This window comes from Uliginosibacterium sp. sgz301328 (assembly GCF_041807905.1).
Taxonomy (GTDB): Bacteria; Pseudomonadota; Gammaproteobacteria; order Burkholderiales; family Rhodocyclaceae; genus JBGVSA01.
Map to the genome: position 1 here is coordinate 69,371 of NZ_JBGVSA010000017.1, position 22,218 is coordinate 91,588.

A 22,218-nucleotide genomic window follows, 5' to 3' on the forward strand; every position below is an offset into this window, starting at 1 on the left:
CATGACAGGCGACATCGAAGATGCGTTGGTCGAACAAGTGCGGGTGGCGTGCGATGGCCGCACTCCACTGCGCATACGGGGTGGCGGCAGCAAGGACTTTCTCGCTCAGTCTCTGGCGGGCGATATGCTCGACACGAGCAAGCATCGCGGCATCGTGGCCTACGAGCCCTCTGAACTCGTCATCACCGCGCGTGCCGGCACGCCGCTGGCCGAGATCGAAGCGGCCCTTGCCGAGCACGGACAGATGCTGGCTTTCGAGCCGCCGCACTTTGGTCCGGCGACGCTTGGCGGCTGCGTGGCGAGCGGCCTATCGGGGCCGGCGCGCGCGACGTCGGGGGCAGTGCGCGATTTCGTGCTCGGCGTAAAGATCATCGACGGGCAGGCGCGGGTGCTGCGTTTCGGCGGCACGGTCATGAAGAACGTTGCCGGCTTCGATGTATCGCGCCTGATGACGGGGGCATGGGGTACGCTGGGCGTGATGCTCGAGCTTTCCATCAAGACGCTCCCGGCCGCGCCGGCGACCGAAACCCTTGTCCTCGATGTGCCGGCCGCGTCGGTCGTGCATTGGATGAACCGGCTCGCCGGGCGACCGTTGCCCATTTCGGCCACGTTCTGGCATCGGGGTGTGCTGCATGTGCGGCTCAGCGGCGCGGCGACGGCCGTGGCAGCGGCCCGACGGGAAATCGGTGGCGATGCGCTGGCGGCGGATGCTGCCGCTTCGCTGTGGCAGCAGGTGCGCGAACAGAAGCATCGCTTTGCCACCGACGCGGCGCCGTTGTGGCGCCTGAGCGTGCGGTCCACGGCGGATTTGCCGCAGGGGACCGACATGGCGCTGGAGTGGCTGGGCGCGCAGCGATGGTGGGGGACGTCGTTGTCGCCGGATCAGGTGCGTGCGGTCGCGCAGGCGGCGGGCGGGCATGCGACGGCGTTTCGTGGCGCGCCGCGCGGCTATTCGGTATTCCATCCGCTGACCAGCGCCATGCTGGCCGTGCAGCGCCGGATCAAGCAGGCATTCGATCCGGCGGGCATTTTCAATCCGGGGCGCATCTACGCGGAGCTGTGAGCCATGCAGACCGAGCTTGCCGATTTCATCCGCGATACGCCCGCCGGGCATGAGGCAGAAGCCATCCTGCGGCGCTGCGTGCATTGCGGCTTCTGCCTTGCGACCTGCCCCACATACCAATTGCTGGGCGACGAGCGCGACAGTCCGCGCGGGCGCATCTATCTCATCAAGCAGATGCTCGAAGGCCAGCCGGTCACGGCAACCACGCGAACCCACCTCGATCGCTGCCTGACCTGCCGCGCCTGCGAAACGGCGTGCCCCTCGGGAGTGGAATACGGACATCTTGTCGACATCGGTCGCGCGGTACTGGCCGAGCGCGGTCCCGAACGTCCCGCGCAGGAACGCGCCGCCCGTTGGGCCTTGCGCGCCGGTTTGCCGAACAAGGGATTGTTCGGCTCGGCGATGGCCCTGGGCAAGTTGGCGAGACCCGTGTTGCCGCGTCCGCTGGCGGCCAAGGTGCCGGCGCATTCAGCACATTCGGCAATGGTGGCGCCGCGCCACGCCCGCCGCGTGCTGGCGCTGGCCGGGTGCGTGCAACCGTCGATGGCGCCGTCGATCAATACTGCCGCCAGCCGTGTCCTCGATGCGCTCGGTATCTCGTTGGTCGAAGTGCCCGGTGCGGGGTGTTGCGGGGCCATGCGCTTTCATCTCGATGATCAGCACGGTGGGCTGGATGACGCGCGCCGCCTGATCGACCGGTGGATCGGGCCGATCGAGCGCGGCGAAGCAGAAGGCATCGCGATGACCGCGTCCGGCTGCGGTGCGTTCGTGCGCGACTACGCGCACCTGTTTGAAAACGACCCCGACTACGCGTCGCGCGCGGCGACCGTGACGCTCAAGACCCGCGATCTGGCGGAAATCGTGGCAGCCGAACTGGACCGCGCGCCACAGATATGGCGAGCGGAGCCCGCCGGGACGCTGGCGTTTCATTCGCCCTGCACCCTGCAGCATGGACAGAAGGTGGTGGGCACCGTCGAGCGCATCCTGGCCGCGGCGGGCTATGCGCTGACGACGGTAGCGGATGCGCATCTGTGCTGCGGATCGGCCGGCGCTTATTCGATCCTGCAACCGGCAATCGCGACCAAACTGCGCGATGCCAAGCTGCTGGAACTGCAACGGCACGGTGCGGCCGGTATCGCCAGTGCCAACATCGGCTGCATCAGCCATCTGGCAGGCAACGCCAATGTGCCGGTCCGCCACTGGGTGGAGTGGGTGGCCGACCGTCTGCGTCCGGCGTGACGATTTCAGGCGACGAGATCGCGCCGTCGCGCCCAGCGCAGCAACCACGCCAGCGCCATGCCGGCGAGCGGCCAGCGCGACCAGGTAATGTGCCCGTGCTGCGAGAAATCGAGCGCAAGCAGGAACACCCCTACGCACAGAGGAACCCAGCCTTGGCGGAAACGGCGATGTCTGCGGACGGGGTCTGCGACGGACATCGGCGCGATCGTTGATTCAGGTGCGGGTGCCCCGGTTTCGGGCGCCGTGAGCCGGGCGGCGTCGATGCCCAGTGCGGCGGCCAGCGCCAGCTTCGATTCGGGCGAGCAGGCGCCGCTCGCCTCGATCCGCTGGACCGTGCGCAGGCTGAGTCCTGCAGCCTCGGCAAGATGTTCCTGCGACCAGCCGCGTATTTCGCGCAGTTGGCGCAAGAGCGTGGTGTCGATCTTCATATCCATGATGGGGCGTCAGCGTGAGTCGGGTTGGACTCACTGTGCCCGCGTCGGCCAATTCCGGCCACGACAGAGATGCGCCAACTATACGACAGGCGCACGCCACGACGCGCGCCGTTGTCGGTTGGCCCGCACGCCACGCTGCCGCCGGTCCGAATCCTGTTGTGGGGGGATTGCGAAGCGTTAAAAATCCGAAATTCGACAAGTTCCCGCAGCGACCGACATCCCATGCCAATCAGCATTGAGACCTGTGCCGCCATGCACCAGGGTGACCGCAACGAGCAGCAGGACCGGGTCAGCATCTTTCCGCACCCGAACAAGCCTGGCTGTCTGCTGGCGGTACTGGCCGACGGTATGGGGGGGCACAGTGGCGGCGCCATCGCGGCCGAACAGGTCCTGCTCAAGGCGCGCCAGAATTTCTCCGCCTACATCCCCGGCTCGGAGGCGCCACACGAATTCCTGCATGGCGTGATCGACGAGGCGCATGTCGTCATCAAGCTCACGCGCTTCACCAGCGAGCAGGACCCGCACAGCACGGCCGTTGTTTTCGTGCTTCGTCCGGGGCACGCCGACTGGGCGCATTGCGGGGATTCGCGCTTCTATCATTTCCGCCATGGCCGCCTGATCAATCGTTCTCAGGACCATTCCCTGGTGGGCGAATTGATCCGTGCCGGCCGCATTACCGAAGAGCAGTCGCTGGTGCACCCGCAGCGCAACCTGTTGCTGTCCTGCCTGGGGGCGGAGCGCGAGCCGCGCGTCGAGTTCGGCGGCACGCCCGCGCTGGAAGCGGGGGATGTCTTTCTACTGTGTTCGGACGGGCTGTGGGCGTATTTCGACAACGACGAACTGGGCCGCACGCTCAATGACCTGGACGCCCGTAGCGCCGCGCGGGTGCTCATCAATGCTGCCCGCGAACGCGCGCAGGGGCAGGGGGACAATCTCTCGCTAGCCATCATCAAGGTCGTGCCAGCCTAGTTGCCGCGGCACCCAACAAAAAGCCGGGCATTGCCCGGCTTTTTTGTGCTCGATCGCGACTCAGTCGAAGTCCGGCCCGTCCTTGTTGAGCTTGACCGACATGCGCTTGCGCAGGCGGATGTTGATCATTTCGACGGCCACCGAGAAGGCCATGGCGAAGTAGATGTAGCCCTTCGGCACGTGGGTCTCGAAGCCTTCGGCGATCAGCGTCACACCAACCATCACGAGGAACGACAGCGCCAGCATCTTAATGGTCGGGTTGGCGTCCACGAATTCACCGATCGGCTTGGCCGCGACCATCATCATCGCCACTGACAGCAGGATCGCGCAGATCATGACCGGGATCTGGTCAACCAGGCCCACGGCCGTGATGACCGAGTCGAGCGAGAAGACGATGTCGATCACCGCGATCTGGGCCAGCACGCCCATGTAGCTGACTTGCTTCTTGCTTTCTTCGTGGTGTTCTTCCTGCACCGGGTAGGTGAGGGAATGGTGGATCTCGTGGACGCTCTTCCACAGCAGGAACAGGCCACCGACGATCAGGATGATGTCGCGGCCCGAGATTTCGTTGCCGAGTATTTCGAACAGCGGCGCCGTCAGGCGCATGATCCAGGCGAGCGAAACGAGAAGTGCGATCCGCGAACCCATGGCGAGCAGCAGCCCGAGGCGGCGTGCCGAGTTGCGCTGTGTTGCCGGCAGGCGGCCGACGAGGATGGAGATGAAGATGATGTTGTCGATGCCGAGGACGATTTCCAGGGCAGTGAGGGTTGCCAGAGCAACCAGGGCGTTCGGATCAAGTAGCCATTCCATGGTCTTGGGAGAGTATGTGCGTCTTAAAGGTAAAGGTAAGAAATATAGATCTTATGCGACGGACTATTTTCAGTAGCTTGACGATATTTCGTAAACCGATTTGAGCAAACCTTCTTTTGGTATTGGGTGCGAGGTTTGGTTCCCTGTTTAGTAACGCAAATTCGTTGTGTTGACCAAGTTCTATTTTGTTTCCGGTAACAATCATCGATAGCACATGGTTTTGGCACATATGAGGTGCATACGAGTCATCTCGTTTGCCTGCAAAAAGAAAGAGCCACGGTTTCGTGGCTCTTTGTCGTGCGCGACAGCGTCGTTCACTTGGGCGCGCACAGTTTTCGCGTGACGGTTTCCATTGCCGAACCGGGCGTAATCGCAGAGATGGTCTGTGCCGCCTCCGCAATCTCTCCCTTGCTTGCGAGTTCTTCGTTGTGCGTATTTTCGTAGCGGAGGAGCGTGAAGTTCATCTTGTTGCAGTCGATCAGGCGTTGGGTGAAAGCTTTGTCGACCGTCGCTGGCCCGATCGTATCGGCGCGTATCCACACGACGACGTACGGCGGTTGTTTTACCAATGCCGTCTGGTTGTAGAAAAAGCGCGCCGTGTTGTCTTCATTGGCGGCATAAATCTTCCATGGACCGTCGTCCGCCGCGCCCCGCTGGCGTTCGCGTTGTGCGCGGAAGCGGTCGAACACGTCGCGGATGCCGCCGAGGCTCGCCGTGTTGTGCGCGTAATTGAGCAGATCGGAATTGGTGTTCTGGCCGTACTTGCTTTGCAGGAAGGGCTCCCAGCCTTTGTCGTTCACGAGGATGTCGAAGTCGGGAATGCTCTCTTGCACGACGGCGACGAAGCCGGGGTCCTGTCGTTTGACTGGCCGTTGCTGGGCACCGGCCGCGGCAGCCAGGCACAGGGCAACCACGGCGCAGCAGGCGCGCAGCAAAGAGGTGGATGGGTTCTGCATGATGGTTCCTTGCCGATGGGGGTGCAGGAACCTTAGTGAAGGCATACGACGTGCTGCTTGGCGTGAATCAAGCACTACATCGAAGATGCATATGTTTGCTGCGGTTGGTGTAAGTCCTTGGTGCGGTTTAAGAAAATTCTCAAGCGCGTCCTACAGAAAATCTAGGCCGGCTCGAAGTGCTCCAGCATCAACTGCACCGACGACACGCCGTTGTACTCGTTGACTGCCAGTCGATATGCCGCCCGGATGCGATCCGGCGCCACCTCGGCGCAATGGAAGCGCACGGCATCGAAACTGGCATTGCCCTTCCTGAGCCTCAGCTTGAGGTGGCGTTCCTTCAGCAGGCGCTGGTTTTCGACGTCGAACACGTCGTCGAACAACGGCGGAGCAAAACCCTGTCCCCAGATGGCGCGATCGAGCAGGCGCGCGACTTCGAGCGACATGTAGCCGGACTCGAGCGGGCCGTCGGTCTCGATGCGCCGCATGAGGTCGGATTCGCTCAACAGTTCGCCCACGGTGCCGGCAAAGGTGTCGGCAAAGAAAGAGAAATCGCCCTCGCGGATCGTCAGGCCGGCTGCCATGGCATGACCGCCGAACTTGAGGATGAGCTGCGGATGCCGCTTGCTGATGAGGTCCAGCGCATCGCGCATGTGCAGCGCCGGGATCGAACGCCCCGACCCCTTGATGGTGCCGTCCTCGCCTGCACGCGCAAAGGCGATGGTGGGGCGGTGGGCGCGTTCCTTGACGCGGCCCGCGACGATGCCGATCACGCCCTGGTGCCAGTCCGGCTCGAACAAGGCGATGGCGGCGCGCTCTGCGATGTCGGTGAACTCCAATGTGGCAAGCGCGGTGTCACGCATCTCCTCTTCGATGTTGCGTCGCTCGCGGTTGAGGCGGTCGAGCTCCTGCGCCAGGTTCATCGCGCGGGCCAGGTCATCCGTGACCAGACATTCGATGCCCAGCGACATGTCCGACAGCCGCCCGGCGGCGTTCAGCCGCGGCCCCAGTGCGAAGCCCATGTCGAAGGTGCTGGCGCGGACGGGATCGCGCCCGGCCGCGACGAACAGCGCGCGCACGCCCGGCTGCATACGTCCGGCGCGCATGCGCGCGATGCCTTGGGCAACCAGCAGACGGTTGTTGGCGTCCAGTCGTACCACGTCGGCGACCGTACCCAGCGCGACGAGGTCCAGCAACTCGCCGAGCTTTGGCTCGGACCGGCCGGTGGCGGCAAACCAGCCGCGTGAGCGCAGTTCGGTGCGCACCGCGCTGGCGACGTAGAACATCACGCCGACGCCCGCCAGATGCTTGCTGGCGAAATTGCAGGCAGGATGATTCGGATTGACGATGACGTCGGCATCCGGGAGCGAATCGCCCGGTAGATGGTGATCAGTGATGACCGTCCGCATGCCGGCGGCACGCGCGGCCGCGACTCCGTCGACGCTGGCGATGCCGTTGTCGACGGTGATCAGCACATCGGGGCGCTTGCTCGCCGCGAGCTCGACGATGGCCGGCGTGAGGCCGTAGCCGTACTCGAAGCGATTCGGCACCAGATAGTCGACCTCGCCGCCCATGGCGCGCAGCGCGCGGATGCCGACGGCGCAGGCCGTCGCGCCGTCGCAGTCGTAGTCGGCGACGATCAGCATGCGAGCGCCGGATTCGATGGCGTCTGCCAGGATTCGCGCGGCTTCATCGATGCCGCGCAGGCCGGTCGGCGCGAGCAGGCCCGCCAGATCGCCGCCCAGTTCCATGGCGCTTGCCACGCCGCGTGCGGCATAGAGCCGGGCGAGCAGGGGATGCTGGCCACCATCGACGAGAATCTGGGCCATCCGCTGCGGGACGTTGCGCCGGATGATGATCGTCATGCCTGTACTCGCCGTTCAGGGCGCATCAGGCGCTGCGCGAGTTCCGCCGGCGCCAGGTCGCGCCGCCAGAATTGCCAGCGCGGGCGCGGACGGATATCCGCGATGACAACCGCGTGATCGCAAGGCGATACGAGCGTTGCTCCTTCCCACTGACCCGACGACAGCGCCTGTGCGAGCGGTGCGAAGACGCGAGCGTCCACATCCTGCAACGCCGTCAGCCAGGCATGGGGGTCGCGCTGCAGGGCGGGCGCCTGGAGATCGTCGTGGAGTTGCCATGCGGCGCCGTGCTCGGCGATGTCCAGCCCGGCCAGGCGCGCCAGGCCGCGCAGCATCGGATGACTGCCGCCAAGCGCGGCAGCCGGCGCACGCAGCGGCGCCTGCGGCAGGCGGCCGTTGCCCCACAGCCAGAGCGCATTGAGCGGCGGCTTGCCGGCGGATTCCCGCGTGGCATTGACCGGATGGTTGTAGCAGAAGACCTGCAATTCATTGGCGAGCCGCGCCCAACGAGGGGCGTCCGGGCCTTCTGGCTGGAACAGCGCCACGGGCCGTCCGACGACATCGTCCAGCGGCGGCAGCACGACGTCATCGGCGCGCCCCCGGTTTTCGGCCAGACGCACGTACCAGCGCGTCGGCGTGGCGGCGTAGAAGCGGCCGACGTCGGCAAAGTCGTGATTGAGGGCGTCGATGAGCGCAGAGGTCTCTTCATCGGTGATGTCGAGACTCGCCGGATCGGTCAGCAAGAGGTTCTCGCGCGCAAAGGTCAGCGCGACGGGGTCAGCACACAGCCACGCGGCGCCGGTATCGAGTCCGGGTGCTTCGCCGACGAAGTGAGACTCCCCCGCCAGCCGCATCAGCGCCAGCGGAGCGTCTTGCGCGATGCCGAACTGTTCGGCCAGCCATGACTCCAAGGCTTGCGCCGGCGCCTCACGCAATGTTGCCTGCGACAGCAGCGCCGCCAGTCCCGGCAGGCGCGCGCGGGCCAGTTCGTCGGCCAGCCCGACGCTGGGCCAGACAAGGGCCGGGACGACACATACGGGAGTACTCATTGGACAAAGCAGGGCGGGGCCGCCATGGTGCGGAAAGCGGGGGCAGTGTAGCATGCAGCCCGATATGAATTTCGAGCTACTCGTCGGCCTGCGGTACGTCCGCGCCAAGCGTCGCGCCAAAAGTGGCGGCGGCGGTTTCGTCTCCTTCATTTCCTTCGTCTCGATGGCGGGCATCGCGCTGGGCGTGGCCGCGCTGATCGTCGTGCTGTCGGTCATGAACGGTTTCCAGGAAGAGTTGCGCGCTCGTATCCTGGGCGTGGCGTCACACGTTCAGATATCGGCCTACCAGGGTGAAATGGGCGATTGGCAGCGCTACACCGAGCTTGCCCGCCAGAGCCCGGACGTGCTCGGCGCAGCCCCATTCGTGCAAGAGCAGGGCATGTTCTCGCTGGACGCGCAGGTACGTGGCGCGCTGGTGCGCGGCATCGATCCCAAGCTCGAACAGACGGTGTCCGACCTCGGGCAAGTGATGAAGGTCGGCAAGCTCGAAGACCTCAAGCCGGGCGAATTCGGCGTGGTGCTCGGCATTGAACTGGCCCGCGCGCTCGGCGTGCAGTATGGCGACAAGGTCACGCTGATCGCGCCGCAAGGCCTGGTGACGCCGGCCGCCGTGCTGCCGCGACTCAAGCAATTCACGGTGGTGGGGGTGTTCGAGGCCGGCATGTTCGAGTACGACTCGGGCCTGGCACTCATCAACATTCAGGACGCCCAGCGTCTCTACCAGCTTGGCGATGGCGTCTCCGGCATCCGACTCAAGCTCAAGGATCTGTTCAACGCACCGGTGATCGCCCGCCAGGTTGCGCGTGAGCTGCCGCCCAACCTGTATGCCACCGACTGGACACAGAGCCACGCCAACTTCTTCCGTGCCGTGCAGATCGAGAAGAACGTGATGTTCATCATCCTCTCGCTCATCGTCGCGGTGGCCGCTTTCAACATCGTGTCGGCGCTGGTCATGGCGGTGCAGGACAAACGTGCCGACATCGCGATCCTGCGCACGCTGGGCGCGAGCCCGCGCTCGATCATGTCGATCTTCGTGGTGCAGGGCGCGATCATGGGGCTCATCGGGCTGGGCGTCGGGGTGATCGGCGGGGTTGCGCTGGCGCTCAACATCGACGTGGTGGTGCCCTTCATCGAGCGTACCTTCCACGTGCAGTTCCTCGCCAAGGACGTGTATTACATCTCGGAGCTGCCCTCCAAACTGATCTGGTCGGACGTCACCACCATCGTGGGGCTGGCCTTCGTACTGACACTGGTCGCCACGCTGTATCCGAGCTGGCGCGCCTCGCGCATCAATCCGGCGGAGGCGCTGCGCTATGAGTGACATCATCCTGTCCTGCCAGGGACTGGCAAAGGTCTATGGCAACGGCACCGGTGGCGTGCGCGTGCTGGAGTCCATCGATCTGACCGTCGAGAAAGGCGAAACGCTGGCCATCATCGGCGCCTCCGGTTCGGGCAAGAGCACGCTGCTGCATCTGCTCGGCGGCCTCGACACGCCCAGCGGCGGCAAGGTGTCGTTGATGGGGCGCGAGCTGACGTCGGTGTCGGATGCCGAACGCGGCCACATGCGCAACCGTTCGCTCGGTTTCGTCTACCAGTTCCACCATCTACTGCCGGAATTTACCGCAGTCGAAAACGTCGCCATGCCGCTGACGATTCGCCGCTTGCCACAGGCAGAAGCGCACGAACGCGCGGCAAGGATGCTCACCGCCGTCGGACTGGGACATCGTCTGGATCACACGCCGGGCGAACTGTCGGGTGGCGAACGCCAGCGGGCCGCCATCGCACGCGCGCTGGTCACCGAACCTGCGTGCATCCTGGCCGACGAGCCTACCGGCAACCTCGACCGCCTGACCGCCGCGACGGTGTTCGATCTCATGCTCGAACTCAACGCCCGTCTCGGCACGGCGCTGGTGGTGGTCACGCACGACCCTGACCTTGCCAAGCGTGCGCAACGCGTGCTGGTGCTGCGCGACGGCCGGCTGGCCAACATGGACGACTGACGGATCGTCGCCGCGCGCACAGAGACCCGGCGCTTGCCGGGTTTTTTTTCGCTTGTCGCGCGTGAGGGCCCAAAAGGAAAGGCCGGGCGTTGCCCGGCCTTCTCATTCCGACGTGAGCGGCGCGTCAGTTGGCGCTCACCTTGCCGGACATCTTTACCTCGTACAGGCCGAGGTACTTGCCGGTGGAGCCGGCCGTATTCCACGGATAGATACGCAGGCGCAGCGTGCTGGCGGCGGGCACGACGATCGTGACGCCGTATTCGACCTTGCTCATGGTGTCCTTGCTGAAGGACAGTGCAGCGTCCGCATTCAGCTTGGTCCAGGTCGCGCCGTCGATCGACCATTCCATGTCGGCCTGCACGGTCGAACCGCCGCTGCTGGTCAGGTAGGCAGAGATGGCGTCGACGCTGAATTTGCCGGTCGGCGTGACGGCAAATTCGATGTACTTGCCGTTGTCTCGCGTGGTCCAGGTGCTGACTGTGTACCGCGCCACCGTCGTGTCCTGGCCGTTGACGGCGATGACCTTCGACGAACCGATGTCGATGCCGGTCGCGGCAGCGTCGGCGGCGCTCACCAGACCATCGGTGACTGCCTTCAGGTCGGAACCGGCCGTGAACCACTTGGCATACGAATCGATACCCGAACCTGCCGCTACACCGGTGCCGGTGACCGTCACTTTGCCGATTGCCGTGGCGCCCAGCGTGAACGAAATCGCCGCGTTGTATTCCTGAACGGCTGCCGGGGTGAAGCGCACGTACACCGTCTTGGTGAAGGCACCATTGGTGTAGTCGAGCGCCAGTGAGCTGCTCCAGGTGGTCTGGTCGGTGGACAGTTCAAACGCCGACGATGGCGAAGTCACCGTCACCGTGCCGGCAGTCGGCACCAGGTCGAAGGCCGAAACCGTCACTGTCTTGGTCGACGGCACACTGACGTAGCGCGTGCTCCAGGACAGCGTATCGGGACTGGTGACCAGCGAGGTCACATCGACCATGTACGGCTTGAGCGCGGCCAGCGAGCTGAGCGCCTTCATGTCTTCGATGGCGCGCTTGGCAATCAGCGTGGCGAAGAGCACTTGCGGGTGCGTGCTGTCGGCTGAGATGTAGAGTTGCGAGGCTGCAGCGGTGTCGCCGTAGCTTTCAACGATGGTCTTGGTGTCGGCAGTGATGTCGAGCAGCGGCACGTTGTACTTGGTCGCCACGGCCTTCATGGCCGCCACGTAGTCGCCACGCGCGTACTTTTCGGTGCCCTTGATGCCGACGTTGTGCTGGCCTTCGGCGGTGATGGTGGTACCGCTGAAGTACTTGCGCACGATCGGCGTTACCAGGATCGGCTTGCCACCGGCCGCCTGGGTTTCGACGACATACTTCTTGATGAACTGGTAGAACGAGTGCTCAGCCTTGTCGACCGTGTTGTCCACGCTGTCGGCGCTGCCCGTGCAGGCTTCGCCATCGGTTGAGCCGTCGCTGCAGAAGGCGTAGGTGCCGTAAGTGGCGTAATCGTCACCGTACTTCTGGTCGTTGTGCGCGAACTGGATGATGACGTAGTCGCCCGCCTTGATCTGCGGCTTGATGGCCGGCCAGCGGGTCGATTCGTAATAGAAGCTGCGCGAACTACGTCCGCCCAGTGCCCAGTTCTTCACCTCCACATTGCTGTTGAAGAACATCGGCACCTTCTCGCCCCAGCCCATCTGCGGGCGGCGGTCTTCGGTGTAGGTGGTCATCGTCGAATCACCCAGCATGTGGATGGTGACGGCCGCGGCAGCCGACGAACTCGAGCTTGAGCTTGAACTTGAACTTGAACTACTCGACACCGACGAACTGGACGAAGAGCTGGACGAGCTGGATGCAGACGGATTGCTGGTGCCGTCGGAACCGCCTCCGCCGCCACACGCGCTCAGGATGAGGGCCAGCAAGCCGGCCGTAAGCAACTGAGATGTTTTTTTCATGTATGTCTCCTGGGTTCCTTTGGATTTGGCGTGGAACGACCAAATCCCGCGGGATCGTATGGGACCCATTCATCTATTTCTTGATCGGTATTGCTGTTTTCCGGTGCGCGCGATTTCGGTCGTCCGATTTCGTGCGATACGCGCACGGCGGCGTGGCGCAAGAGCGCCCGGAAGCGGCCGTCCGCGTGCAGCGCGAAGCTGTCACGTCGCCCGCGCCGCGTTCTTGAAAGGGAAGTGCAAGTAAAGGCGCCCGGTGCATTGACCGGGCTGGTGACAGCTTGCGTCGAGGGCCGGATGTCGTCCGATTCGGCCCGGGGAGGAGGGGTCAGATGGCGACCAGGGAACGCACGTTCTCGGCCTGCATCTCGCTGCCGGGGCCGGCCTTGATGATCTCTCCGCGTGCCATCACGGCATAGTGGTCGGCCAGCGATTGGGCGAAGTCGTAGTACTGCTCGACCAGCAGGATCGCCATTTCGCCGCTGGCGGCCAGCTTGCGGATGGCTCGCTCGATGTCCTTGATGATCGACGGCTGGATGCCCTCGGTGGGCTCATCGAGGATCAGCAACTTGGGCCGCATGGTCAGCGCCCGTGCGATCGCCAATTGTTGCTGCTGCCCGCCCGACAGGTCGCCGCCACGACGGCGCAACATGTCGCGCAGCACGGGGAACATCTCGAAGACGTACTCCGGCACACCGCGCGAGGCCTTGCCGTTGGCGAGCCCCATCTGGATGTTCTCTTCCACCGTCAGGCGCGGGAATATCTCGCGCCCCTGCGGAACGTAGGCCATGCCGAGCGCGGCGCGCTTGTAAGCAGGCAGCTTGGTGATGTCCTGCCCGCTGAGAAGGACCTTGCCGCTGGCCACCGGCAGCAGGCCCATCAGGCACTTCAGGAAAGTCGTCTTGCCCACGCCGTTGCGGCCGAGCAGGGTGGTGACCTTGCCTTGTTCGAGCGACAGCGTGATACCGCGCAGCGTGTGGCTGCCGCCGTAGTACTGGTTGAGGGCGTCGACCGCCAGCAGGCCGGACGACCTTTGGCGATTGAGGAGAAGGCTGGCGCTGTCGTTCTTCATGATTGCATCCTGTCTTGTCGGGCTTACTGCATCAGCGCCCGAGGTACACCTCGATCACGCGTTCATCGTTCTGTACTTGTTCCAGCGTGCCTTCGGCCAGCACGCTGCCTTCGTGCAGCACGGTGACGCGTTTGGAGATCTGCTTGATGAACTCCATGTCATGCTCGACCACGACCAGCGTGTATTCGCCCGCCAACGACAGGAACAGCTCGCCGCTGCGTTCGGTTTCTTCATCCGTCATGCCGGCGGCGGGTTCGTCGAGCAGCAGCAGTTGCGGTTCCTGCATCAGCAGCATGCCGATCTCCAGCCATTGCTTCTGGCCGTGCGATAGCAGCCCCGAGGCGCGCGCGGCCTGGTCCGTGAGGCGGATCAGTTCGAGTGTCTTGTTGATCTTGTCGCGCTGTTCGCCCGTGAGCCTGGCGCGCAGGCTGGCCCACACGCCCTTGTCGGTCTTCATCGCCAGTTCGAGGTTTTCAAACACCGTGAGCTGTTCGAACACGGTCGGTTTCTGGAACTTACGGCCGATACCGGCGTGCGCGATCTGCGCCTCGTTCAGGCGCGACAGGTCGATGGTCTGGCCGAAGAACGCGGTGCCTGAATCGGGGCGTGTCTTGCCGGTGATGACGTCCATCATCGTCGTCTTGCCGGCACCGTTCGGGCCGATCACGCAGCGCAGCTCGCCGCGATCAATGGTCAGCGTGAGCGCATTGAGTGCGCGGAAGCCGTCAAAGCTGACCGTAATGTCTTCCAGATAGAGGATGGGGCCCTTGGTGGTATCCAGTTCGCGCGAATCGATCGGGCGTTCGAGCCCGACGGCGCGATCGAAAAGCCCCTCCGCTCCGGACAGGCGTTGCGTGGCAGTGCTTGCGGCGGCAGTCATGCGCGCGATTCCTTGCGTTGCAGAAGTCCGACCACGCCACGCGGCAGATACAGCGTGACGAGGATGAAGATGAGTCCGAGGAAGTACAGCCAGTACTCGGGGAAAGCCACCGTGAACCAGCTCTTCACGCCGTTGATGAGGCCGGCGCCGATCAGCGGGCCGATCAGCGTGCCGCGTCCGCCCACCGCCACCCAGATGGCGATCTCGATCGAATTGGCAGGCGACATTTCGGACGGGTTGATGATGCCCACCTGCGGTACGAACAACGCACCGGCGATGGCACAGATCACTGCCGACAACGTCCAGATGAAGAGCTTGTACGGCAACGGGTTGTAGCCCGAGAACATGACGCGTGATTCGGCATCGCGGATCGCCGCCAGCACGCGGCCGAGCTTGCTCGTGACCACGTAACGCCCGAGCAGCAGGAAGCCGATCAGGAAGGCCGCCGTCACCGCGAACAGCACTACGCGCGTTTCGTCGGAAGCGATGTGGAAGCCGAGGATGCGTTTGAAATCAGTGAAGCCGTTGTTACCGCCGAAGCCGGTTTCGTTACGAAAGAACAGCAGCATCGCGGCAAACGTCAGGGCTTGCGTGATGATCGAAAAGTACACGCCCTTGATACGCGAACGGAAGGCGAAGTAACCGAACACGAATGCCAGCAGCGCGGGTACCACCAGCACTAGCAGCATCGCCCACAGAAAGTGCTCCGTGCCTTGCCAGTACCACGGCAGTTCTTTCCAGTCGAGAAAGACCATGAAGTCCGGCAGGTCCGACTGGTAGTTGCCTTCGCGGCCGATGGCGCGCATCAGGTACATGCCCATGCCATAACCGCCGAGTGCAAAGAAAATGCCGTGACCCAGGCTGAGGATTCCGGTGTAGCCCCACACCAGGTCCATCGCGAGCGCGACGATGGCATAGCACATGATCTTGCCGATCAGCGACACCCAGTACGTCGACATATGCAGCGCGCTGTCGGACGGCACGACAAGGTTGAGGACCGGCACCAGTACCAGCGTGGCGATGGCGAAGGCCAGCAGCAGGCCCCAGGCACGGGGACCGAAGAGGCGGGCGGTCAGGGTTTTATCGAGCATGATCAGCAATCAACCAGCATGGTGTTGAATGGTTGGCCTTGTGTGAGAGAAAGGCCCCGGACTGCATACCGCTTCGGTCTATCAGCCATTTGGCATGGTCTGGCGTCATTGGCCGGGAATCGCCCCGGCGGGCGACCTACTTTCTTGTGCGAACAAGAAAGTAGGCAAAGAAGTCGCCCCGCTGCGTCGTCGGCCTGCGGCCGATCCCCTGCGCTGCGCGGTCGAGAAGGCGGCTGCGGAACTCGCCCTTCGGGCTCAGACAGTCCTCGCCGACGGCTTCGCCGCGACCTTCTCGCCCTGTGCTGCTCGGCGACGCAGAAGGGGATGTCCACAGCAAGCACCTGCGCAATGCGAGAGGCCGATAGAACCCCTTGTGACTTAGGCATCGACAAACCGTCCCTTCACCGCGAACAGACCCTGCGGTCGCTTCTGGATGAAGGCGATGATGATCACCAGCACCACGATCTTGGCGAGCACCGCGCCGGCCCAGCCTTCCAGGAACTTGTTGACGATGCCCAGCCCGAATGCGGCGTACACCGTACCGGCCAGTTGCCCGACACCGCCGAGCACCACCACCATGAACGAATCGACGATATAGCTCTGGCCCAGGTCCGGACCGACGTTGCCGACCTGCGCCAGCGCCGAGCCGGCCAGCCCCGCGATGCCCGCGCCCAATCCGAAGGCCATGGTGTCGACGCGTGGTGTAGCCACGCCCACGCAACTTGCCATCGAACGGTTCTGCGTCACGGCGCGTACGAACAGCCCCAGCCGCGTACGGGTGAGGATCAGCGACACACCGACCACCACGCTGGCGGCGAACACGAGAATGGCGAGACGGTTGTACGGCAGGATCAGATTGCTCATTACCTGCACGCCGCCCGACAGCCATGCCGGGTTTTCCACCAGCACGTTCTGTGCGCCGAAAATCGTACGTACGAGTTGGATCAGCAGCAGGCTGATACCCCACGTGGCCAGCAGCGTTTCGAGCGTGCGGCCGTACAGGTGACGGATGACGAGCCGTTCCATCGCGACGCCGACCAGCGCGGCGGCAAGGAAGGCGACCGGCACGGCCAGCAGTGGATACCATTCGAACAACCCCGGCGCATAGCTGCGCACAAGGTTCTGCACGACGAAAGTGGCGTATGCGCCGATCATGATCAGCTCGCCGTGCGCCATGTTGATCACGCCCATCAGCCCGTAGGTGATGGCAAGCCCGAGCGCGGCGAGCAGCAGAATGCTGCCCAGCGACAGGCCGGTGAAAAGGCTGCCCAGCCATTCGCCGCGCGCCAGGCGGCCGTCGATGGCCTTGATGGCGCGTTGAGCCGCAGCGCGCACGTTCTCGTCGGATTCGGCGTAGGTGTTGCCGTCCTTGGCGAGCAAGGCAAGCAGCAGTTGTTTGTTGGCGGGGTCTGAGGTCTGTCCCAGCGTTTCGACCGCCGCGAGGCGCGTCTTCACGTCCTGGGCATGCAACTGGATGCCGGCGCGCGTCTGTTCGATCAGCTTGCGAACCGAGGCGTCTTTCTCGGCAGCCAGCGCGCGGTCGAGAAGGGGCAGCATTTCTTCGGTGGCGCCGCCTTGCAGCGTCTTGACCGCTTCGAGCCGCACGGCCGTGTCCGGCGACGAAATGCGCAGCGCGGCGACGGCAGCGCCGATGGCGCCGCGCACCCGGTTGTTGACCATGACGTCTTCCGCGTTGTCGGGGATGGCGGCGAGCTTTTCGCCAGTGACGGCGTCGATGGCGGTCTCGCCGTCGATGATCAGCACGCGCTTTTCATTGACCACCTTGAGCGCGTCATCGTCCATCGCCTGCAGCAACGGCAGCACGTCTGCGTCGCTGGAGGCGCCGAGCGCATTGAGCGCAGCGATCTTCTCATCGTTGTCGCCCGTGGCGAGTTTGAGCACGAGGTCGGGGGCCGGACGAGCAAGGCTGGCGAAGCTCGTCAGGCTCAACCCGAGAGCGAGGATTACGGCTTGCGCGCGATGGCGGAGAGTCATGGCGTCGGTTCTTCGTGGTGGCGTTGGGCGGTGCTCGAGCGCACCGTCCGGGCAAAAGGTGAAAGCCGTTTCTTGCGTGCTGACCGGCGTGCGACCCCTCAGCACGCAAGAAAGGGCTCTGCGATGAAGCGGAGACATACCCGGCCAGCATCTGCCGGCCGGGTGCCTCGTGCGTCGTGCTTACATCTTTTCCGGGCCGTCCTTCTTCTTGTCGTTGCCGGGGATATACGGGCTCCACGGGTTCGCGCGAACCGGGCCGGGGGTCTTCCAGACAACGTTGAACTGGCCGTCAGCCTTCACTTCACCGATGAACACCGGCTTGTGCAGGTGGTGGTTCTTCTCGTCCATCTTGATGGTGAAGCCGTCCGGTGCCTTGAAGGTTTGGCCGGCCATGGCAGCGATGACCTTGTCAGTGTCGGTGCTCTTGGCCTTTTCGACGGCCTGCGCCCACATGTGCATGCCGACGTAGGTGGCTTCCATCGGGTCGTTCGTCAGCGGCTTGGAAGCGGAGGGCAGCTTCTTGGCCTTGGCATAGGCGGCCCACTTCTTCTTGAACTCGTCGTTGACCGGGTTCTTCAGGCTCATGAAGTAGTTCCACGCGGCCAGGTGGCCCACCAGTGGCTTGGTATCCACGCCGCGCAGTTCTTCTTCACCCACCGAGAACGCCACCACCGGCACATCGGTCGCCTTCAGGCCCTGGTTGCCCAGTTCCTTGTAGAAAGGCACGTTGGAGTCGCCGTTGATGGTCGAGACCACGGCCGTCTTCTTGCCTTCGGAGGCGAACTTCTTGATCTTGGCGATGATGGTCTGATAGTCGCTGTGACCGAAAGGCGTGTACTCCTCCATGATGTCGGCATCGGCCACACCCTTGCTCTTGAGGAAGGCGCGCAGGATCTTGTTGGTCGTGCGCGGATACACGTAGTCGGTGCCCAGCAGCACAAAGCGCTTGGCTTCGCCGCCGTCCTTGCTCATCAGGTATTCCACCGCGGGAATCGCTTGCTGGTTGGGCGCAGCGCCCGTGTAGAACACGTTCTTGGAGAGTTCTTCTCCTTCGTATTGCACCGGGTAGAAGAGCAGGCCGTTGAGTTCTTCGAACACCGGCAGCACCGACTTGCGCGACACCGACGTCCAGCAGCCGAAGGTCACGGCGACCTTGTCCTGCGAGATCAGTTGCTTGGCCTTTTCGGCGAACAGCGGCCAGTTGGAAGCCGGGTCGACCACCACTGGCTCGAGCTTCTTGCCCAGCACGCCGCCCTTGGCGTTGATCTCATCGATCGTCATGAGGGCCACGTCCTTGAGCACCGTCTCCGAGATCGCCATGGTGCCGGAGAGCGAATGCAGGATGCCCACCTTGATGGTGTCCGCGGCGTGGGCGGCGAACGGGGTCAGGCCGGCGACAGCCAGCGCGGCGGACAGCGCTGACAACTTGATGAAGCTGCGACGTGTTTGCATGAGAGGCTCCCTTGAAAGTGTGTGCGGTAGTGCCGGTTTGGTAGGTCAGGCGCGTGTTTCGAATTGACCGGACAGCCGCAATTTAGGTGTGCGCCGCCGCACGAGGAATACGCCAGATTGCGTACATGGCGCTCCCGCCTGCAATTGCCGGCCGCCGTGGCATGGCGTGACTACACTGGAATGCAGCAGCACAGCATTACGGGCCGTGGGTGCTGTGCCGGCAGGCCGAACGCGGCCCTGTGTGCGAGCCCGCCCGGCGGGGAAAGGAGGTCCGATGTCCCGCAGGTATATCGATTGCCGTGACTACCCGAGCGATATGCACTGCTCGGTCGCGCTGGCGGCGGACAGCGACGACGAACTCATGGAGATCGCCGTGCAGCACGCCGTACAGACACACAAGCACACCGACAGCCCGGAATTGCGCACCCAGTTGCGCGCGTTGTTCCACGACGGCACGCCGCCCGAACAGCACGCGTGACATGCCGCGCCACGCCATGGCGGCGTGCGTCGGCGCAGGCTGCTTGATTGCCGCCCCCGGTAGAATCGGGTGGCGGCATTTGTTTGTTGGCGGAAAAGGTGGGTACACGATGCGACGGCTGTTCCGGACGATCCTGGCGTCGATCACTCTTGCGAGCTGTACGGCGGCGCACGCGGATTCGAGCGTGAGCATCGGCTTTGGCATGGGGTTCGGCGGCTACGGGCCGCACAACACCTACGGCGCCGTCGGAGTGAGTTCGGGGCCGTATTACCCCCGTGGCGGCTGGGGGGCGCCGTATTGGGGCCCGGCGTGGGGGCCGTGGTGGGACTGGCCCTACGGTCCGTACGGCTACTATCCGCCCGATCCCCCGGTGATCACGCCGCGCGTGGTCGTGGCGCCGGAAGAGGGGGCCATCGTGCCGTACCTGCCGGAGCGCTTCGAAGCGCAGGTCATCGACGGCACCACGTATTTCGTGGCCGACGGCGTCTACTACAAGGCGGTGGCCGAGGGCTACCGCGTCATGTCCGCTCCACCCGGCGGTGGCTCCGGCCGGCTCGATGACATCGTTGCCGTGCCTGCGCTGGGGCAACGCCCGCCGCAACAGCAGATCGACCGCGACGATTGCCAGGCGCAGGCGCGGGACGCCATGGGGCCGACGGGCGACGGCTTTCGCCGCGCGGTGCAGGCCTGCCTGGCCGCACGCGGCTACAGCATCCGCTGAACTGGGCGAGAGCCGCGAACCACATGGCCGACTCGATGTCCCTCTATGAGCCCCCTGGGCGATCGAATCCACTGACGACGAGAGCACATCGATGAGCGACATCACCGCGACCCCCGTGGCCGGCTTTGCGATTCGCAAAGCGGTCGCAGAAGACGTCTCCCTGATCCTGCGATTCATCCGCGAACTGGCCGAATACGAACAACTGCTCGACGAAGTGAAGGCCGACGAAGCGCAACTGGCCCGCACCTTGTTCGGCGAGCATCCCACGGCCGAAGTGCTGATCGGCGAATACCGCAACGAGCCGGCCGGCTTCGCATTGTTCTTCCACAACTACTCCACCTTCCTCGCCAAGCCGGGCCTGTATCTGGAAGATCTCTATATCCGCCGTGAACTGCGCGGCCTGGGCCTGGGCAAGGCCATGCTGGCGCATCTGGCGAGCATCGCCGTGGCGCGCGACTGCGGCCGATTCGAATGGTCGGGGCTGGACTGGAACCGGCAGGCGATCGATTTTTACCGCAAGCTCGGCGCTGAGCCGATGGACGAATGGACCGTGCAGCGCGTGACCGGCCATGCGTTGCACAAGCTTGCCGAGAAGGCGCGGGTCGGCTGAGGCATTGCAGCAAGGCCTGGCCAGCGCTCACACACGGATTGGCCGACGGGCTCGTAAAGTGCTGATCCCCTGCGCGAGCCCGGGCGCTCAGTCCGGCATGCCGTCGGCGCGGGGGCGCCATAGCATCGGCGCATAGCGCCAGAGATACAGCGCGAAGGCCGCTGACCAGGCGGCTGCGGCCAGCCACAGGCCATGCAGATACTGCTCCGGCCACACGAGCGGCGGCACGACGCGGGCCAGCACAGCGACCACGATCGACGAGTAAATGGCGGTTTCCGCTGGCCCGGCGCGCAGCATGCGGCCCGTGTGGCCCAGCGCGGTGCGGGTGATCATCGCCAGGATCAAGCCTGCCATGGCGCCGACGGTGAGCGTGTGGGTGACGACCGAATCGTTCACGAGCCCCAGCCCCTGCGACGCGATCAACAGCAGTGCCGCCGCGATCCAGCCGTGCGAGACATGCAGTGACCACAGCAGCGGATGGCGCAATGTTGCCAGTGGCCGCCACAATGAACTGCGCCAGATCTGCAGCAACGCCGCCACGACAGCCAGGATGCCGGCGATCTCCGGTGCCACCTGCAAGGCCCAACCCAGCAATGCCAAGGCCGTAAAGAGGATCGCCGCCTGATCGAGCGGCGCGTGTCGCGCCGTCGTCTGCTTGGTGGCGTTGGCCGTAAAGCCGGGGATGATGCGTCCGCCGATGACCGTTTCCAGCAGTGTGATGACCGCGATGGCCGCGTGCAGGATGTCGAGAAATGCCATGTCGACCCAGCCGAAGAACGTGCCGAACAGCGTCGCGTCCGCCAGCCACAGCGCGGTGAGGATTCCCAGCACAAAGTAATTGCGGCGCGCCCGTGCCCGGATCAACACGCGCGCCAACGGAATGGACGCAGCCGGCAGGAACGCCAGGTTGACCGCCGCCGCCAGCCACAATGGCCCGGTCAGCATCGTTACCCGGCCCGCCAGCCACAGCAGGCAGAGGGCCGCCAACGCACCGTTGCGCGGCGTGGCAAGTCCGGTCCAGTTGCGCGCTGCGGTGTATAGAAAGCCAATGATCACCGCGACGGCAAAGCCGAAGACCATCTCATGTCCGTGCCAGACAAGCATGGGCACGGCTGGCGAGAACGCCAGCGCGCCACTGACGCCTGCGACCCAGGTTGGTATGAGCAGCAGGGCGCCGATGGCCGCGAGTAGATAGAACGGCCGGAATCCCAATGCGAACAGGGCGCATCCGCCGGCTGGTGGTGAAGTCTTACGGCGGGGTTCCTGCAGGACGATGACAGCCATGGGCAATTCGTATCCAATCGACGGACGGGTGAGTGTGCCCTGTCGTAAATGGCTTACAAATTGATCTGCGTCAATAACGAAATTGGCTATGAATGAGCCCTGAACAAGCTTCACAACGGCTTGGGTCGGCTCGCGTCATGTGACGACCGAGGTTTGCATTGTCTTCGCCGCGCCCGTCGCAGGCAGGCGACCGGTCGCCACGTTCGGTGCCCGGACCGCCAGGGATCAGGGCACCGATTGCGAGCATTTCCGCAAGCTCCGGGAAGATGGCCTTGTGTCTGTTTCCCGACCCGTTCGTCCGAATCCGCAGCGTG

Annotated in this window: 20 protein-coding genes; 8 read left to right on the forward strand and 12 right to left on the reverse strand. The window is 64.2% G+C overall.

Translation table 11 applies throughout. The features are described from left to right. Position 1: 1 nt before the first annotated feature. Entirely contained in the window at positions 2 to 1,063 is a 1,062-nt protein-coding gene (gene glcE, locus ACDA63_RS13900) for a glycolate oxidase subunit GlcE (protein ID WP_373663866.1), read from the forward strand. A 3-nt stretch (positions 1,064 to 1,066) separates the two neighbouring features. Then, entirely contained in the window at positions 1,067 to 2,302 is a 1,236-nt protein-coding gene (gene glcF, locus ACDA63_RS13905; RefSeq protein ID WP_373663867.1) for a glycolate oxidase subunit GlcF, read from the forward strand. A 5-nt stretch (positions 2,303 to 2,307) separates the two neighbouring features. On the opposite strand, the gene ACDA63_RS13910 is transcribed toward glcF, so the two are convergent. Further along, entirely contained in the window at positions 2,308 to 2,736 is a 429-nt protein-coding gene (locus ACDA63_RS13910; protein ID WP_373663868.1) for a helix-turn-helix transcriptional regulator, read from the reverse strand. A 222-nt stretch (positions 2,737 to 2,958) separates the two neighbouring features. On the opposite strand from ACDA63_RS13910, the gene ACDA63_RS13915 reads away from it, so the two are divergent. Next, positions 2,959 to 3,705 (forward strand): PP2C family serine/threonine-protein phosphatase, encoded by a 747-nt coding sequence (locus tag ACDA63_RS13915; RefSeq protein WP_373663869.1) that lies wholly within the window; start codon positions 2,959 to 2,961, stop codon positions 3,703 to 3,705. A 60-nt stretch (positions 3,706 to 3,765) separates the two neighbouring features. On the opposite strand, the gene ACDA63_RS13920 is transcribed toward ACDA63_RS13915, so the two are convergent. The 4 genes from ACDA63_RS13920 to ACDA63_RS13935 all read right to left on the reverse strand — a co-directional run bounded on the left by ACDA63_RS13920 (position 3,766) and on the right by ACDA63_RS13935 (position 8,379). Next, positions 3,766 to 4,515, reverse strand: a complete 750-nt coding sequence (locus ACDA63_RS13920; RefSeq protein WP_373663870.1) for a TerC family protein — start codon at positions 4,513 to 4,515, stop codon at positions 3,766 to 3,768. A gap of 314 nt (positions 4,516 to 4,829) precedes the next feature. Beyond that, positions 4,830 to 5,471 carry a hypothetical protein gene (locus tag ACDA63_RS13925; RefSeq protein WP_373663871.1) on the reverse strand — a complete coding sequence of 214 codons (642 nt, stop codon included), beginning with the start codon at positions 5,469 to 5,471 and terminating at the stop codon, positions 4,830 to 4,832. A gap of 161 nt (positions 5,472 to 5,632) precedes the next feature. Then, positions 5,633 to 7,333, reverse strand: coding sequence for a single-stranded-DNA-specific exonuclease RecJ (gene recJ / locus ACDA63_RS13930; protein ID WP_373663872.1), 1,701 nt, complete (start codon positions 7,331 to 7,333; stop codon positions 5,633 to 5,635). Then, positions 7,330 to 8,379 carry a hypothetical protein gene (locus ACDA63_RS13935; protein WP_373663873.1) on the reverse strand — a complete coding sequence of 350 codons (1,050 nt, stop codon included), beginning with the start codon at positions 8,377 to 8,379 and terminating at the stop codon, positions 7,330 to 7,332. The genes recJ and ACDA63_RS13935 overlap by 4 nt, the downstream gene beginning before the upstream one ends. Positions 8,380 to 8,443: 64 nt before the next feature. Between ACDA63_RS13935 and ACDA63_RS13940 the strand changes: the two genes are divergently transcribed. Both ACDA63_RS13940 and lolD read left to right on the forward strand, forming a co-directional pair. Further along, complete coding sequence (locus ACDA63_RS13940; RefSeq protein WP_373663874.1) at positions 8,444 to 9,700, forward strand: lipoprotein-releasing ABC transporter permease subunit; 1,257 nt, start codon at positions 8,444 to 8,446, stop codon at positions 9,698 to 9,700. Beyond that, positions 9,693 to 10,379, forward strand: a complete 687-nt coding sequence (gene lolD / locus ACDA63_RS13945) for a lipoprotein-releasing ABC transporter ATP-binding protein LolD (RefSeq protein WP_373663875.1) — start codon at positions 9,693 to 9,695, stop codon at positions 10,377 to 10,379. The genes ACDA63_RS13940 and lolD overlap by 8 nt, the downstream gene beginning before the upstream one ends. Positions 10,380 to 10,503: 124 nt before the next feature. Here the strand turns inward: lolD and ACDA63_RS13950 are convergent, their stop codons facing one another. From ACDA63_RS13950 to urtA, 6 genes are all read right to left on the reverse strand, one after another. After that, positions 10,504 to 12,324, reverse strand: coding sequence for a GDSL-type esterase/lipase family protein (locus ACDA63_RS13950; protein WP_373663876.1), 1,821 nt, complete (start codon positions 12,322 to 12,324; stop codon positions 10,504 to 10,506). Between the two features lie 325 nt (positions 12,325 to 12,649). Further along, positions 12,650 to 13,393, reverse strand: a complete 744-nt coding sequence (gene urtE / locus ACDA63_RS13955; RefSeq protein WP_373663877.1) for an urea ABC transporter ATP-binding subunit UrtE — start codon at positions 13,391 to 13,393, stop codon at positions 12,650 to 12,652. Between the two features lie 31 nt (positions 13,394 to 13,424). After that, on the reverse strand, positions 13,425 to 14,273 hold the full coding sequence (urtD, locus tag ACDA63_RS13960) for an urea ABC transporter ATP-binding protein UrtD (protein ID WP_373663878.1): 849 nt from the start codon (positions 14,271 to 14,273) through the stop codon (positions 13,425 to 13,427). Further along, positions 14,270 to 15,364 (reverse strand): urea ABC transporter permease subunit UrtC, encoded by a 1,095-nt coding sequence (gene urtC, locus ACDA63_RS13965; RefSeq protein ID WP_373663879.1) that lies wholly within the window; start codon positions 15,362 to 15,364, stop codon positions 14,270 to 14,272. The genes urtD and urtC overlap by 4 nt, the downstream gene beginning before the upstream one ends. A 378-nt stretch (positions 15,365 to 15,742) precedes the next feature. Continuing rightward, positions 15,743 to 17,359, reverse strand: a complete 1,617-nt coding sequence (gene urtB / locus ACDA63_RS13970; RefSeq protein WP_373663880.1) for an urea ABC transporter permease subunit UrtB — start codon at positions 17,357 to 17,359, stop codon at positions 15,743 to 15,745. Positions 17,360 to 17,539: 180 nt separating this feature from the next. Further along, positions 17,540 to 18,811, reverse strand: coding sequence for an urea ABC transporter substrate-binding protein (urtA, locus tag ACDA63_RS13975; RefSeq protein ID WP_373663881.1), 1,272 nt, complete (start codon positions 18,809 to 18,811; stop codon positions 17,540 to 17,542). Between the two features lie 274 nt (positions 18,812 to 19,085). Here urtA and ACDA63_RS13980 point away from each other — a divergent pair, with 274 nt between their 5' ends. The 3 genes from ACDA63_RS13980 to ACDA63_RS13990 all read left to right on the forward strand — a co-directional run bounded on the left by ACDA63_RS13980 (position 19,086) and on the right by ACDA63_RS13990 (position 20,620). Then, on the forward strand, positions 19,086 to 19,289 hold the full coding sequence (locus ACDA63_RS13980; RefSeq protein WP_373663882.1) for a DUF1059 domain-containing protein: 204 nt from the start codon (positions 19,086 to 19,088) through the stop codon (positions 19,287 to 19,289). Positions 19,290 to 19,398: 109 nt separating this feature from the next. Next, positions 19,399 to 20,010, forward strand: coding sequence for a hypothetical protein (locus ACDA63_RS13985; protein WP_373663883.1), 612 nt, complete (start codon positions 19,399 to 19,401; stop codon positions 20,008 to 20,010). 91 nt (positions 20,011 to 20,101) lie between these two features. Continuing rightward, positions 20,102 to 20,620, forward strand: a complete 519-nt coding sequence (locus ACDA63_RS13990; RefSeq protein ID WP_373663884.1) for an N-acetyltransferase family protein — start codon at positions 20,102 to 20,104, stop codon at positions 20,618 to 20,620. Positions 20,621 to 20,707: 87 nt separating this feature from the next. On the opposite strand, the gene ACDA63_RS13995 is transcribed toward ACDA63_RS13990, so the two are convergent. Further along, positions 20,708 to 21,904, reverse strand: coding sequence for an NnrS family protein (locus ACDA63_RS13995; RefSeq protein ID WP_373663885.1), 1,197 nt, complete (start codon positions 21,902 to 21,904; stop codon positions 20,708 to 20,710). Between the last annotated feature and the right edge of the window lie 314 nt (positions 21,905 to 22,218).